General features: G+C 37.0%; 12 protein-coding genes. 4 read left to right on the top strand and 8 right to left on the bottom strand.

From position 1 onward, the window contains the following. Window positions 1-299: 299 nt before the first annotated feature. The 3 genes from fabG (AC1FXP_RS22070) to phaQ all read right to left on the bottom strand — a co-directional run bounded on the left by fabG (AC1FXP_RS22070) (window position 300) and on the right by phaQ (window position 2,289). A complete protein-coding gene (fabG, locus tag AC1FXP_RS22070) occupies window positions 300-1,040 on the bottom strand; it encodes a 3-oxoacyl-[acyl-carrier-protein] reductase (protein WP_480064086.1) in 741 nt (246 codons plus the stop codon). A 199-nt stretch (window positions 1,041-1,239) separates the two neighbouring features. After that, window positions 1,240-1,746 carry a hypothetical protein gene (locus AC1FXP_RS22065; protein ID WP_480064085.1) on the bottom strand — a complete coding sequence of 169 codons (507 nt, stop codon included), beginning with the start codon at window positions 1,744-1,746 and terminating at the stop codon, window positions 1,240-1,242. 132 nt (window positions 1,747-1,878) lie between these two features. Beyond that, window positions 1,879-2,289 (bottom strand): poly-beta-hydroxybutyrate-responsive repressor, encoded by a 411-nt coding sequence (gene phaQ / locus AC1FXP_RS22060; protein ID WP_480064084.1) that lies wholly within the window; start codon window positions 2,287-2,289, stop codon window positions 1,879-1,881. A 263-nt stretch (window positions 2,290-2,552) separates the two neighbouring features. Here phaQ and AC1FXP_RS22055 point away from each other — a divergent pair, with 263 nt between their 5' ends. Genes AC1FXP_RS22055 through phaC form a run of 3 tightly spaced genes read left to right on the top strand, consistent with a single transcriptional unit; the run spans window position 2,553 to window position 5,022 of the window. Further along, window positions 2,553-3,053 carry a poly(R)-hydroxyalkanoic acid synthase subunit PhaE gene (locus tag AC1FXP_RS22055; protein WP_480064083.1) on the top strand — a complete coding sequence of 167 codons (501 nt, stop codon included), beginning with the start codon at window positions 2,553-2,555 and terminating at the stop codon, window positions 3,051-3,053. Window positions 3,054-3,113: 60 nt separating this feature from the next. Then, window positions 3,114-3,896 (top strand): 3-oxoacyl-[acyl-carrier-protein] reductase, encoded by a 783-nt coding sequence (gene fabG / locus AC1FXP_RS22050; RefSeq protein WP_480064082.1) that lies wholly within the window; start codon window positions 3,114-3,116, stop codon window positions 3,894-3,896. Between the two features lie 40 nt (window positions 3,897-3,936). Next, window positions 3,937-5,022, top strand: a complete 1,086-nt coding sequence (gene phaC / locus AC1FXP_RS22045; RefSeq protein WP_480064081.1) for a class III poly(R)-hydroxyalkanoic acid synthase subunit PhaC — start codon at window positions 3,937-3,939, stop codon at window positions 5,020-5,022. Window positions 5,023-5,116: 94 nt separating this feature from the next. On the opposite strand, the gene AC1FXP_RS22040 is transcribed toward phaC, so the two are convergent. The 3 genes from AC1FXP_RS22040 to AC1FXP_RS22030 form a co-directional block, all read right to left on the bottom strand. Next, window positions 5,117-5,515, bottom strand: coding sequence for a cytochrome-c oxidase (locus AC1FXP_RS22040; RefSeq protein WP_480064080.1), 399 nt, complete (start codon window positions 5,513-5,515; stop codon window positions 5,117-5,119). Between the two features lie 317 nt (window positions 5,516-5,832). Continuing rightward, complete coding sequence (locus AC1FXP_RS22035; protein WP_480064079.1) at window positions 5,833-6,189, bottom strand: small nuclear ribonucleoprotein; 357 nt, start codon at window positions 6,187-6,189, stop codon at window positions 5,833-5,835. 102 nt (window positions 6,190-6,291) lie between these two features. Then, window positions 6,292-10,503, bottom strand: coding sequence for a bacterial Ig-like domain-containing protein (locus tag AC1FXP_RS22030; protein WP_480064078.1), 4,212 nt, complete (start codon window positions 10,501-10,503; stop codon window positions 6,292-6,294). Window positions 10,504-11,149: 646 nt separating this feature from the next. Here AC1FXP_RS22030 and AC1FXP_RS22025 point away from each other — a divergent pair. Beyond that, window positions 11,150-12,217, top strand: coding sequence for a hypothetical protein (locus AC1FXP_RS22025; RefSeq protein ID WP_480064077.1), 1,068 nt, complete (start codon window positions 11,150-11,152; stop codon window positions 12,215-12,217). A gap of 5 nt (window positions 12,218-12,222) precedes the next feature. On the opposite strand, the gene AC1FXP_RS22020 is transcribed toward AC1FXP_RS22025, so the two are convergent. Both AC1FXP_RS22020 and AC1FXP_RS22015 read right to left on the bottom strand, forming a co-directional pair. Next, on the bottom strand, window positions 12,223-12,714 hold the full coding sequence (locus AC1FXP_RS22020; RefSeq protein WP_480064076.1) for a YncE family protein: 492 nt from the start codon (window positions 12,712-12,714) through the stop codon (window positions 12,223-12,225). A 172-nt stretch (window positions 12,715-12,886) separates the two neighbouring features. Next, window positions 12,887-14,596, bottom strand: a complete 1,710-nt coding sequence (locus AC1FXP_RS22015; protein WP_480064075.1) for a SulP family inorganic anion transporter — start codon at window positions 14,594-14,596, stop codon at window positions 12,887-12,889. Window positions 14,597-14,826 lie beyond the last annotated feature (230 nt).

The raw sequence follows: 14,826 nt of genomic DNA, 5'->3' as shown, positions 1-14,826 counted from the left end.
ATTTAGGACTTCTAGTCGTCCACGTTCAAACGTGGTAAGATGGGAGTAGCTCATGATAAAACCTCCGTGTAAGGGTTGTGTGGTAACTTCATTTTACACGAAGTATCATGGGCTTTTTTATGTTTATTTTTAGGTGTCGCACTTAATATTACAATTCGTCATATCTAAAACTGTATTCTCTTTAATACGATAAATAAAAACGGATACAACACTTGTTACTCCCAAGTGTTGTATCCGTTGATTTTTGTGTATTCCTAAATAACTACTTTGTCATACACAATTCAAACTATTCAAAGAGACTAAAGAACCGTACCACCATCAATGCTTAATATCGTTCCTGTAATATATTTCGCTTCATCCGACGCAAGGAACGCATAACCATTCGCTATATCCTCTGGATCTCCTATACAATTTAAGACTGATTTTTCCTTCATCATGTCTATAATTTTCTCTGGCATTTTTTCTACCATAGGTGTCGCAATAAAGCCAGGAGCAATAGCATTTACACGGATTCCATATTTCCCTAATTCCTTAGCCCAAGACTTTGTCATTCCGTTTACTCCCCATTTAGCGGCAGCATAATTCGTTTGGCCAAAATTCCCGTAAAGACCGACAACAGAAGAAGCATTTAATATAACTCCACTCTTTTGTTCGATCATTACTTTTGCTGCTTCTTGAGCAACATTAAATACGCCTTTTAAATTCACATTAATGACGCTGTCCCATTGCGCTTCGGTCATCTTTACTAATTTCGCGTCATTTGTAATTCCTGCATTATTGACGACAATATCAATTCGACCATATTGAGCAATAGTTTCTTCCATTACATTCTCGATATTTTGACGATCCGTTACATCTCCTTCAAGTGCGATACTTTCTCCACCAAAATCTTGTATCATAGTGGAAGTACGCTCAACTTCAGTTTTATTCACATCCACTAAAGCTAGCTTTGCACCCTCTAAGGCAAACTTTTTCGCTGTTGCTTCGCCAATACCTCTTGATGCACCTGTTATAATCGCGACTTTCCCTTTTAATCTCATTTCCATTCCCCCTTACTTATTCATGTCTCTCTCCAGTTCCAAGTAACAAGGTCAATAGTAAAAAAGGGCATAGAAAACGTTTAGACATAAAAAAAGGAAAACTAGCCATTCATAAAGTCTAACTTGGATCATCTTGAGAAGTCTAATTCCTAAGAAGCTGTTATATTTATGAATGTGCTTGGATTCCTATTAGAATGAATTATTTAGTATTAGTTGCGTAAAGGTCGAAGAACTTGAACATTTGAGGCTGTGTTTGCTGCCATTGGTCAAAAACCCCTTCAAACGCATTAGTTGATTTTTCACGCATTTTTTGGTTTTGGGCGATTGCATTTGCAAATGCATCTTGTAATTGTTCATTTGATTTTGAAAGAAGTTCAAGTGAAGCCTTACTTGGCAATGTAGCAATTGATTGAGATTTATGACCGATTTCTTCTAGTTTATTCAACCAATCTTGATAATTTTGACCACCGAGTGCACTGTTATAACTCTCAAGTAATGATTGTGTACTTGTTTTCCACTCAGTTGTCATCTTTTTTGAATTCTCTTCAAATTGATTTAATTGTTCTTTCGTTCCTTCAATCCACTCTTTTTGACTTTCAAACGCTTGCAGTGTTCTTGCTTCAAATTCTTCAATGTAGTTAAATTGACTCCACCAATCTTTTACGAAACCACTATTTGAATTATTCGTCTCCTTTTTTGCCACCATCTAAAATCCCTCCACATAATTAAGTTATATATTTACCAAAGTCAAATTATGACTCGGTATTAACAACATAAAACAAAGCTAAAACATTTGTTTATGTTACTAACGAGTTTCGGTGACTGACTATGAAGCTTACTAATCTTTCTTCTTATCTTCATTTTTTGTGTATCTAGGTGGTGTGAAGAAGTTAGTGTACATGTTGAAAAACTGATCAAGCATTTTTTGATATTGCTCTAGTGAACTTGCCCAAATATCAAGGTATTGTTCTCCTGCCGAAGTAATGGAATAAATTCTTTTTGCTGGACCAGATGATGTTGTATCCCATTCAGAAGTAACTAATTCATCTTTTTCTAGTTGACGAAGAATTCGATAGAAGTTCCCTTGATCAACAGAGTGAAACCCAAATTGCGTAAGTTTTTGCATCAATTCATAACCATGTGCATTCCAATCTTTTAATAGCAATAGTAATACAGGAATAATAAAATTTTTCGGAGCTCCTGCTGCTTCTGCTTTCTTTTTATCTATGCTACTGCTTCTGGGTGTCATTCTATCACCTTCTCATCAATAATTTAATTATCTATATGTGTAATTTACACCTATAGGCAAAAAAAGTCAACCCTTTCTATCTTATTCAAAAACCGACATAAAAAGACATAAAAAGACAAGTTTGTGTAAATGCAAGCGTGAAAATTGTCAAAATTCAAAGAAAAATGAAACTATTTTACGAATTGTTTTTGCCAAAAAACTACTCATTTTGCATTACTATATAAGTTGTACAATCTTTTTAAATAAAGTTAGGAGTGGGATTCATGACAAAACAAACCACGCTAGATCCTTTTGCCCTGTGGAAAAGTATGTATGAACAAACAGAGTCAAATCTCAGCGACGCAATCCATGAAACTCTGAAAAAGGAAGAATACGCAGAGTATTTAGGACAGTTGCAAAGTGGATACCTCCAATATCAACAGTTCATTCAAAGTGCAACTGATGCGTATCTAAAGCAAATCAATGTACCAACTCGTGAAGAAATTTCGAGTATTGCCTCCTTAATTATTAATGTCGAGGAGAAAATCGAAAATCTTGACGAGAAAATTGAGGACGAGCTTCTTAATCAAAATGTTTCCTCAGAAATTCCCAAATTAAAAGCAAGCATTACAAGACTCGATAGGAAAATGAGTCAAATCTTAAAAATCTTGACGAATGAAGAGGAATCATCATCAGAGAACCCTCCTTCATCGTCTTCAGAATCAGAACAAGAACAAGAGCAAAAGCAGGATCAAGACCAAAAACAAGAACAAAAGCCAGAGTAACTACAATCACAAGCTCATTACTACACAAACTAAAATACAAACATATTTGGAGGAATTAAAATGTCAATTATTCAAAATGAATCAGTCCTAAATCAACAAGAAGAATTAAGTTTAGAAGGAAAAGTGGCCATCGTAACAGGGGGTTCACGTGGGATTGGTGCAGCGATTGCTAAAGATTTAGCTAGCAAAGGTGCAAAAGTTGTCATTAACTACAACGCTAGAAAAGATGCTGCAGATGGAGTGCTTTTTGAAATTGATCAACTTGGTGGAAGCGGTGTCGCATTCCAAGCGGATGTATCTAACTATGATCAAGCTCATGCTTTAGTTGAAAATACAATTGACTATTACGGCAAAGTAGACATCCTTGTTAATAATGCAGGAATTACAAGAGACCGTACGTTTAAAAAGCTTAGCGAACAAGAATGGAATGAGGTTATTAACGTAAACTTGAATAGCATTTATCATACAACTTCAGCGGTTATTAACCCAATGCTTGAGCAAAACTTTGGTCGCATTATTAATATTAGCTCTATCATCGGTCAAGCTGGTGGCTTTGGACAAACAAACTATGCTGCTTCAAAAGCTGGAATGATTGGCTTCACAAAATCCCTTGCTTTAGAAACAGCTAGTAAAGGTATTACAGTCAATGCGGTATGCCCTGGATTTATTGAAACGGAAATGGTTGCAGAAATGCCTGAAAAAGTGTTAGAACAGATTGTTGGGAAAGTTCCAATGAAACGCTTAGGTCAAACTGGTGAAATTGCTGACGCTGTGCTGTTCTTAGCAAATAATGGCTATATCACAGGTCAGTGCATCAATGTAAATGGCGGATTATACATGTAACAAAAATCTAGGTTAGATGTGAAAAGGAGACTGGTTAATCGTGTATACTACTACCAAATCGCTAGAATCATTAATGGACACAGTGCCTGAGGACTGCCAAAAAGACATAAAACGTTTTAAACGAGTGATGGATGTCCTGACAAAAGAGCCTGAACCAAAAGTAGGTCAGACTCCTAAAGAAGTAATATGGACGAAAAATAAAGCAAAGCTTTATCGCTATCAACCAACTAAGAAAAAGACAAATAAAGTTCCAATTCTAATGATATACGCGCTAATAAATAAACCTTATATTCTCGATTTAGCTCCCGGCAGCAGCCTAATTGAGTATTTAACAGATAAGGGACATGACGTTTATTTGTTAGACTGGGGAACACCAGGTTATGAAGATCGTCATATGAAATTAGATGACTACGTGCTAGATTATATCCCACGCGCAGTGAAGAAAGTGCTTCGGACATCTCAAGCAAAAGAAGTCAGCTTACTTGGCTATTGTATTGGCGGGACATTAACTGCTATTTTCTCAGCACTACATCCAAACTTACCGATTCGTAACACCATCTTTTTGACGAGCCCATTTGATTTTGAAGATGCGGGTTTATTTACGAATTGGGTAGACGAAAGATACTTCAATTTGGATCTTATGGTTGATACGTTGGGTAACATTCCAGCTGAAACAATTGATTTCGGTAACAAATTATTAAAACCACTTGTCAACTACTTTGGCCCATATGTTGCACTTGCTGATCGAGCAGATAACGACAAATTCGTTAAAAACTGGACTCTCATGCAAAAATGGGTTGGTGATGGAGTACCCTTCCCTGGTGAAGCGTACAGACAATGGATCGGTGAGTTTTATCAGAAGAATAAGTTAATTAAAGATGAGCTGTATATTCGTGGACAGCAAGTTGAGCTAAAAAACATTAAGGCGAACGTTTTAAACATTGCAGCTGATCGTGATCATATTGCCATCCCTGAACAAACTGAACGTCTAATGGATAAAATATCTAGTAAAGATAAGACATTCAAGCTAATTCCTGCTGGTCACGTCTCTGTAACTGTAGGAAGAAGTGCTGTGAAACATACGTATCCATTAATTGAAGAATGGTTAACTGATCACTCTAAGTAAATAATCTATTAAAAAAAGGATGTGAACCCCTTTGCATTTAATTGCTGGGATCACATCCTTTTTTCTCGTAAGCCGATAATTACTTGCTACTCTTTTAATTTGCCTTTTGAAATAAGAATTGAATATCTTCCTTTTTTGCATTTTTTAAGATATTAATTGCAAATAAAATAACAGCTATTAACACTGCCGTAGCTCCAATTGGAATGAAGAAGTGAAGAGAGCTATTTCCTTGTAGCAAGAAGAATAAACCGATCATCATAAGCGGAAGCCCGATGTTATGGAGCCAAAAGTGAATCTTTCCTAGAATACTAGACTCCGCTTTTGGGAATAATGTGTAAAGAATACCCGCAAGCGTCATCGAAGTCCATCCTAACAGATTAATATGGACATGAACCTCAGTCAGATTATAAGCATGAGCAACAGACATATAATAACCAAGAGAAACACCAATGACGAAATAAACAACAGAGATCTTAATAAATTTAATTCCCAAATGTTTCACCTCCCTTCTTTTGTCATTATACAAACGACCTATAAACTTTATTCCCATTTACATGTCACCTTCATTAAAAAATTTTTTCTGTATTAGCTTCGAGTGGATATACAAATACATTCATACAAAAAGGTAATTACAGATGTCCTAAAGTGGACTTCCATAATTACCTTTCATTAAAAGATCTGCTTTTGATTTTGGGACATCCCCGAAGCAATGAGTTCTCAGCGGAGTCGCTACATCTTTTAAAAGCCTTGAGAAGAGTGGGTTTCTCCTCTCAAGGCGAGTAGCGAACGGAGCTCTTTTTTGAATCCTTTTTAGTAATAAGGATACGGGTATGGATAAGGATATGGAGCCGGAAGTACATAAGGTAATAATGCTAAAGCAGCTAGGCTAGCAAGTGGGAAAAATTGTGGTCTAAACCGTCTAAATCTTCTTCTAGGAAACCCATAACCATATCCACCTGCATAGTAACGCTCATCTTGTTCTTCGCTACGGTCCATTACATCCTCACCAACTAAAACATGAACCCCATCAGCACCAACACTTTGAATGATCCCATCAACATTACTGCCATCTCTCATTGTTAACGTTACATGGTAATGCATATACTGCTTACACTGATCATGCAATGCTCTTGTGTCATCGAATTCACTTTGATAATAATTATTCATTTTTTCCTCTCTCCTTTCAAGATACATGATATTCACCTAGCTGGAGAGTGTGACATTAAAGGAAAAAGACAGCCGAGAGCCAACTCTCAGCTGTCTTTCTATTTACTTACGGACTTTAATATGTGTTGTACCTTCGAACAAAGCACCAGACTCAAGCTGACCTGTTATGACAATTGGAACTTGATTTCCTTCTTCAAGTATCTCTGCAAGATCTTGTCGTGAAAATTTGACCGTTACTTTCTGACCATCAATGTCAACATCCTGAACCGGCGTAACTGTACCGTTCAAGCGAATGGATTCTAATTCAACTGCTTGACTTGTTTCATCATTAGCAAACTCAATTTTCACCGTCGCAACGGATTGGTTGTTACCATTACTATTATTAACGCCTGTTACATTTAGAACACGAGGATTGAAGTCAATCGTCGCTTCTACTGTTTCAGCTTCTGCTTCAGTATTAATCAATTCATTAAAAGTTTCCCACACATCTCCCCAGATGATCTCTCCATCTTCATCCCGTTTAATTGAGACAATTTTTCCGTCACCATCATATTCAAAAATGGATTCAAGACTTTCTAGGATGTCATTTGGTAATTTCTCACCTGACTTATTTACTGATTCTGATCCGTTAAATAAATAGTTTTTATCCGACTCCAAATTTGTAGGGTAACTATCTCTTGCATTCCCTACTTCTGCCGTTCTGTATGACGCAAAACCATCGATTGTAAAATCAGTTGGAATGTGAGCGTATGTTGTAAAGCTTAAGTTTGCCCCGTGGTTGTCAAATCCGATGTTGTTTTTAGCAATCAAACCTGGGTTACTATTACTTGTAAATCCGAAGTACCCATTCCCAAATGCAATGCTATTTTTAATTACATGTGGAACATGCACACCTTCTCCACCAAGCTTAAATCCATTTTTTCCTGCATTCCCTTCATAGCCATTTGTTAAGCGGCCATTATTAAAGGCAATGCTATTTTCAATCGTAACAGCACCAATTGCACCTGTTCCTACTTTTGTATATAGATCCCAGCCATCATCAATGTTGTTATGTGAGATACATCCTCTAAATACATTTCCTTCGCCAACTGTAAGCTTGGCAGCAAAACCATCTGCATTATTTTCAGACGGATCGCGATTATCGAAGGCTACGCTATTTAAAATTAGGTTGTACGATGGCCAATCTTCCTTGTTTGGCGAACCATCTGTACGACTAATTTGTAACCCTGTATCACCATGCTCGTACACACGAACATCCTCAACAATATTATGACTACCGCCAATCGTATACCCTTTTGTATTTCCAGCCGAACGAGCAAAGTCTATTCCTTTTACATGCCAGTAATCACCACTATGGACGACACCTTCTGAGCGTCTGTCGAAATCAATGACAGGTCGTTCTTTTGCTTCAGGATCGGCGACTAAATACTTCATTGCATCCTCAGTACCATCGTTATACTTTCTAATCTCAAGCTTTGAATTACGTACATATTGACCTTCAAGGACGATGATTTTTTGTCCTTCACTTACAAAATGAATAGCAGTATCAAGATCGAGAGGATTCTTTTTTGAACCGTCTCCACTAGTTGTCCCCGTTGGTGAGACATAAATATCTCCATCATACGATTTTGATTCAACTGTAAAGTTTCGGACAATTTGATTATAAGAAGTTAAATACTGCGTATCATCAGGCAAAAATGAAAGACTGAAATTAGTATTTCCCGAATTAAGTTTCGCAGCAACTTCACGAATTTCTCCTGCTTTCACTTCTACATCCTGAGCGATCACCTCTTGCCCTTGTCTAATCGTGACAATCCCATCTACATTGGATTGAACCATCAGGTTGTAATCCGTATTGGATGTTTTATCAAGTGATTCAATCATAAAACTTGGTGTAACCGGCTCCGCTGGCGGTTCAACCTTTGGTGCATCCGTTGCAGTAGCAGTAACCGTAAAATCAATATTACTTACTTCAATGGTTGCCAGCCGTGCTGTATAGAAGCCGACGTAAATTTTGGAATCTTGAACATCTAAGATTTCTGGTTCATAGAACATCACTTCTTCGTCATTATTAAGCTTCATTGTGTAGCCGCTGTTTGTTTTCGCAAGCGTTAGTCTGTATTCTTGGGCAGGGTGCGTATTATCTGTTGTTGGTCTAACATTTTTCAGCATCTGTTTTTGAATACCCTCGCTACCTTCCCCGCCAGAAGCTAACACGCCAGTTCTAATAAAGCCTTGCGTTCCGTTCTCATCTCTTGTTCCACCACTAAATCCACCGACAGCAGCAATATTCGATGCAAACACACTTGCATCTTGGACTGGATTAATTGCATCTCTTGCCATAATCCCAAATGACTCTTGTCCATCATGAGGAGTCTTTGCATATTCAATGACCTTTATGTCTGCCGATAACTCGAAATTATCTTCTGCTGAATCAATTTCCGTATAGTAAAACGAGATCCCATCATGATCTCCTGTAATTTTCCCACCACCTTCTAACGCCACTAACTTTACAGTCCCATCATCTTGGACATCAACATAGTTACGCTGATCAGAAGACGATTGTCCAAATCTCATTTTTTTCCATGCAGGTTCAACAGGTTCTCTAACGGTTACTGGGAACGAAATTGTCTTGATATCATTATCTTCCGGAACGATGTTAATTTCGTACGTTCCAGCTTCAGAGCTATCAAACTCTGAGTCAACAATCTTATAATCATCAGTAGATAAAACTTCCATGTCCAAGTTATCATATACTTTTGATACTTCTAATCCTGTAGAATCAAATGTTTCGCCAACGACATACGTTGTTTTTGGATAACTCGTTACTTCAATGGCCGATAACTCTTTTTCTTTCACGACTACTTGGAAGTTGGCTGTTACTCCTTTGTAAGCTAGAGTAATTTCTTTCTCTCCAACTGTTGTTGTATCAAGAACAGACACATCATACTCACCCGGCAGAAGTCTTACCGCACTTTTATCGCTATATTCAGCATATAAACTTAAGCCAGCAAGATCCAACTCATCTCCTAAGAAGTAAAGAGTTTTCACCGGCATCTGTCTTATATCAAGTTTAGCGATCTCTGCATCTTTAACTTCTACATCAAAACTCGTCGTTGTTTCAGGTGTCTCGGTAGAGCGAACTGTTACCTCAACCTTTCCTGCCTCCTCAAACGTATATCCTGCTTCAGACAACTCTTCCCCAGCAACCACAAACGAATACTGACCGCTCGTAAGCTCTTGATAGTCAAATCCATTTTCATATTCTGCTACGACGACCAATCCTTGTGGGTCAAAGGAATCCCCTTTATAATAGACGGATTTCGCCGGGTAATATTTTATGTCGAGCCCAGTTACACCTGGCACCTTAATTTCAAGGTCTATTGTTGTAGTAACACCTTTGTAATGAATTGTAATGGTATTTGTGCCGACTTCGCTGCTGTCAAATCCAGTGACTATGTAGTCACTGCTGGAAAGTTCAGCTTCAGTGTCATCCTCAAATATGGCTTTCACTTTTAAACCTGATAGGTCAAGCTGTTCACCACGTAGGTATTCAGTTTTCATGTCGGTTGTATCTGCATGTATGCTGTTAACTTGTTCGGAAGCGACTGTCAAATTTACATCACTAAAGGTAACTGTTGTATTTCTAGATGTGAATAGACCAGCAAAGTTGATCTCGCCATCATAGCTTTCAATGGTCTTAACTTCACCATCAATTTTTAAGACATATAGATTTCCTGATTTTTGAATGCTTAGTTCGTATTCTTCGTCAGCTGCTGGTGCATTTGCATTAAATGACCAATCTTCTTTTTGAATTCCTGAAGATTGATTTTTATAGAAACCTTTCATTACCTGATCAAGTGCACCAACGGCCAAATAATCTCCTGTAAAGGTCCCATCATTTTTATTCTCCAATATATTCCCCCTGAGCATTAAACCAAAGGAAACTTGATTATTAGCAGTCCATGCATCGACATGAGCTGTTGCTGTTAGTTCAAAGTTGCCATCAGACGGAACATCCTTAAAATAATAGGCGATTCCCTCAGTCGAACTAGCTATCTTTCCTCTATTATTAGAACTACGAAGAGTTACCGTTTCATCATCATTTTCCGTGATTTCAAAATTTTCGTAAGTAATATTTCCTTGTCCCCCATTGTCTCCAAAGACACTGCCTTGCCAATCACTTTTAATGTTAATCATCTCAGGACTTGTTTCATCCTCGTCCGACTCTGCAAAGACAGCTAGATTCATAGGAGATAAAACAAGAATGAATGCCATCAACATCGCTAGCCATCTTTTATGTTTTCTTTTCATTTAATAACCCTCTCCTTTATCAAATTTAGCTTTTTCCTATGTATCCTCCCTTCCGTTAAGTAGGTCATATTTAAACATCATGAAAACTACAGCGTTTTTGAGCTTTCATGAAATGGATTAACCTTTCATGTAAATTAGTAAAAATAAAGCTTGAGTGATAATTGAATAAGTCACCTCTGGAAGGATTGGACCCCTAATAACAACGTTGTTATTTTTGCTGAATTCAAACAACTTGGGAGAGTTATATTTAGAGGAGTGACCACTTAACAATAACAACGTTGTTACTATATAAAATAGTAAACGCTTACAAATACTCTGTCAACGTGTTATTAGACTTGGACCATAGTACCTAATCTGTTCCCACAAATGTACCGATTAATTAAAAGAAAGACTGAAATTTAGTACTTTATAGGAAAATATAAACAGGATTACTTCCCCCTTATGATTCTATAAGCACTTCCCATTCTTGTTAAAGGCAATTATGTACTTTTATGAAATTGTATGTATCCATTACACACCCCAAAATAATCTGTCCACCTCAGTACCCCTAAATAGGAAAGTCTCTGAGGCTGGAAAAGCTATGAATAATCTTCCCCTTTCTAGCTCAGAATGGTTAAAAATATGAGACAAGGAGGTTTCAGTATTCATGAAAAAACTAGTTATCTGTTCTATTCTTTTAAGCATTTTTGTTTCAGGGTGTCAAGAATCAAAATACGATGCCAACGAGAAACTGAACGAGAGTGAGTATATTGAAGCTCAAGTGGTTAGCTCAATGAATATCGCAACACAAAACGTTGTTGAAGAGGTCGCTGCTTTCGGTGGAGATACATTTGACCCAGAGTTACAAATTCAATTGACTGAAGATGGCTTTTTTGGTCGGAATTCAGACCTTTCTATCATCGAAGAGGACGATATCACATTTGTCGTTTGGACTACAAAAAATGGTTTCCTTGGTACGACTGAGTTACAGGGGTCAATTGCTACAAATGAGAATTGGGAAGTTACCAACAAAGCATTATTTGATAACAGCGATTATTTATCTTGGAAATTAGAAGGTACACACCTTTTAGTGTTGAAAGATACAGGGTCTTGGTCGCAGCCGCAAAGAGAAATTAGTATAAGACAACTAACGAGCGATGGTACATTTAGTGAAGAAGTAGTTCTTGCCTCGATACCCATTGTTTATAATTTAGACATCATTCCATCCTCACATGGAAAAGTCGTTATTTATAGCAGCAATAGTGGTGGGAAAACGAAGGAGATCACTTATAATGTAATTCCAATTGAAGATGATACATTAGAAAAACAATCAATCTCAATCAAGTACTTTCCAGAAGGCGGGATTGAAAAACCTAGCTACATCGACTTTACTAACAACAAGTTATATGGCTTAGGTAAGAAATCAACTGGATTGCTACAAGTTTCCTTAGATAGTGGTGAACCCCTTTATGATGAAAGTGACAACGAAAAAGCAGCCGAAGTTGGAGAGCCTGTTTATATTAGCACCGGTGAAAAAGGAGAAATAGAAGTCTTTTCAAATGATAGCATGTACCTTCACAAACAAGTTTTTGATCAGAACTTAGATGTGATATCGAAAGAAGTAATCGGTTCGCGGAATGAACATGTTACGGTTCACGATAACATGCTGCATTATTGGGAAGTGACATTGCATAAAAATCGACCAACGTTGCATTTGACTAAGATAGAGAGATAATTACTCTAAATGCAGAAACTTCCTCTCCAGTTGATTCGAGAGGAAGTTTCTATTATTCGGCCTATCTTAACAAAGACTTCATTGACGTATTTATTGTCATAACCAGCATACATTTGCACAGGACCAAATCCTACATCAATGGTTACTATTTTTGCAGTTTCTCGATCAATAATCGATATTGTGTCATCGTCAGAATTCGTAACTACCACCGTATGGCCGTTTTCAGTAATCGTCACATGAGCAGGATGGTGTCCAACAACATACTCTTCCACTTTTTCTAAAGTCGTTAAATCATAAGCAACTACTTTTTCTTCAACTTCTTCATGTGTATGATGAGCAGAATCATTGTGTCTATGATAATCCCCATGCGGAACATTAATCGTAAACAAAGCTAAATTTGTCTCAACGTTGACTTCTACATTGTGAGCTTGCCCTTCTAATTTAATGATTTCATGTGTTCTTTGAGGATAAGTAATGACTGAGACTTTACATTTCAAAGGTTCCTATACCAAGTGTGATACACACAGGGGATAGGAACCTCTAAACTTTACTCCTTCAGTAATCAAGCTTGCAAAAATATTTATTGACTAATGTCCTAGCCTTTATGATCTTATAAAAAATAACCTGGCTTCATTTTAGAAAACAGGTTATTTAGGAGATTACCAAGTATCAAATCTGATAATCCAATGCACCGTTGAAAATTTCTTCTTTCTTCTCGATGCTGATGCCTTTCGCTTTCAATAACTGCTCTAAAGGCAAATGGTTCTCCTGTTCTTTATATTTTTGATCCCAATTAACTTTATTAACTGTATCACGAATCGAACCTTTCATACTTGCAAACAACGTAATAATCCCTTTGTCCCGATAGTAATCAATCATTTCCTCTAATGTATCTACTGAAATTGTGTCCACATCATTCACACCAGACATATCAATGATCAACCATTTCGTTCCTTCTCTTGTTTTAAGAACCTCTTTTACTTTCTCTTCCACATAAGATATATTGGCAAAATGGAGGTTTGAGTCGATTCTTAGAATAACAGTTTCATCTGAAGTCATCGCTTCTGTGTAACGTTTAATATTACGAAATGTCTTCTCCCTCTTTACATATCCCATTTCAACAATCGATGGTTTTGAACTTCGATTTAACAATAATACTAACGTAAAGATGGCACCGACAATAATTCCCCATTGTATTCCAACGAACAACGTGACAAGAAAGGTTATAACCCAAACCCATCCTTCAAACGGCTTCACTTCAAAAAGGTGCTTCATTTCCTTTATATCAATCAACTTATAAACGGCAACTAAAATAATCGCTGCCAACACTGCATTAGGTAAATAATAAAAGAAAGAAGTAAAAAACAATAATGTAATAATAATAAATACACCAGTTATGACCGATGTCATTTGAGTGGCACCGCCTGATTGATGATTAACCGCTGTTCTAGAGAAACTACCATTGACCGGAAACGATTGAAAGAAAGCACCAATCATATTAGATAAGCCTAAAGCCTTTAGCTCTTTATTAGGATTCAGTTTATACTTCTCTTTCTTCGCAATCGCTTTTCCTATAGCTAAAGACTCCATAAAACCGAGAAGAGCAATTGTCAGCGCCATCGGAATGAGGAGCTGAATAGTTTCGAGTGTAAACGAAGGGAACACAAACTGCGGAAACCCTTGAGGGACATTCCCTAAAATTTGTACACCACTTTTTTCTAAGTTAAATAAAAATACAAAAAGGATTGATAAAACAACGACCAATAATGCACCTGGAAGACGCGGAGCAATTTTTTTCAACATAATAAGAAGGATAATACTAGTGATTCCGATCAACACCGTAATCAGGTTAATATCCATTATTTTTTCCAACACACCAATTAGGATATAGTGAACCTGTAAATGATTTCCTAATTCAATTCCTAACACATGTTTAATTTGACTAAGTCCAATTACAATCGCAGCGGCAGATGTATACCCATTCATCACAGAATGAGGAATAAATTTCACAATAAATCCCAGCTTACTAATCCCTAACAATAGCTGTATAGCTCCCACCATAATTGCCAGAATTAAAACAAGTGAAATATACTCTTGGGAACCAGGTTCAGCTAAAATTGAGACACCTGAAAAAACAAGTAGAGATGTGATCGCTACTGGACCAATAGATAAATGCTTAGAAGAAGCAAACAAAGCGTAAATAAACAAAGGAGCCGTAGCTGCATATAATCCCATCACTGGGGGAAGCCCAGCTAACATCGCATATGCCATCCCTTGAGGAATAAGCATAACAAACAGTGTTATTCCAGCTAGTAAGTCTCTCGTGAACAGCTTTTGATTATAATGGGGGTACATATTTCCTATCTTATCCTTAAACAATAGACATCCCTCCTTTGTAGACGGCACTGAAAACGTTCAGTATCCTATATCTTTCATACCTTTTTAAATACTATTCATTTATCTTTTCCTATTACAAGTTAACGGCACATCTAAAGCCCATATTTCCAGTTGAACTATCGGGTGTGTTCTTCGTTTCATGGCTACGTTTAAGAGGTTTCCTAACCTTAATTGACTCTTTTTTTTATATCATTAAACTACTAGTTAGATTT

The organism is Halalkalibacter sp. HAAS-P013, assembly GCF_056619925.1.
This window is presented reverse-complemented; position numbering and strand designations above follow the sequence as displayed.

Bases quoted from the DNA above. Each gene is read 5' to 3' on its own strand.
- AC1FXP_RS22030 (WP_480064078.1), bottom strand. From the start codon at position 10,503: ATGAAAAGAAAACATAAAAGATGGCTAGCGATGTTGATGGCATTCATT.
- AC1FXP_RS22065 (WP_480064085.1), bottom strand. From the start codon at position 1,746: ATGGTGGCAAAAAAGGAGACGAATAATTCAAATAGTGGTTTCGTAAAA.
- AC1FXP_RS22055 (WP_480064083.1), top strand. From the start codon at position 2,553: ATGACAAAACAAACCACGCTAGATCCTTTTGCCCTGTGGAAAAGTATG.
- fabG (WP_480064082.1), top strand. From the start codon at position 3,114: ATGTCAATTATTCAAAATGAATCAGTCCTAAATCAACAAGAAGAATTA.
- phaQ (WP_480064084.1), bottom strand. From the start codon at position 2,289: ATGACACCCAGAAGCAGTAGCATAGATAAAAAGAAAGCAGAAGCAGCA.
- fabG (WP_480064086.1), bottom strand. From the start codon at position 1,040: ATGAGATTAAAAGGGAAAGTCGCGATTATAACAGGTGCATCAAGAGGT.
- AC1FXP_RS22025 (WP_480064077.1), top strand. From the start codon at position 11,150: ATGAAAAAACTAGTTATCTGTTCTATTCTTTTAAGCATTTTTGTTTCA.
- AC1FXP_RS22035 (WP_480064079.1), bottom strand. From the start codon at position 6,189: ATGAATAATTATTATCAAAGTGAATTCGATGACACAAGAGCATTGCAT.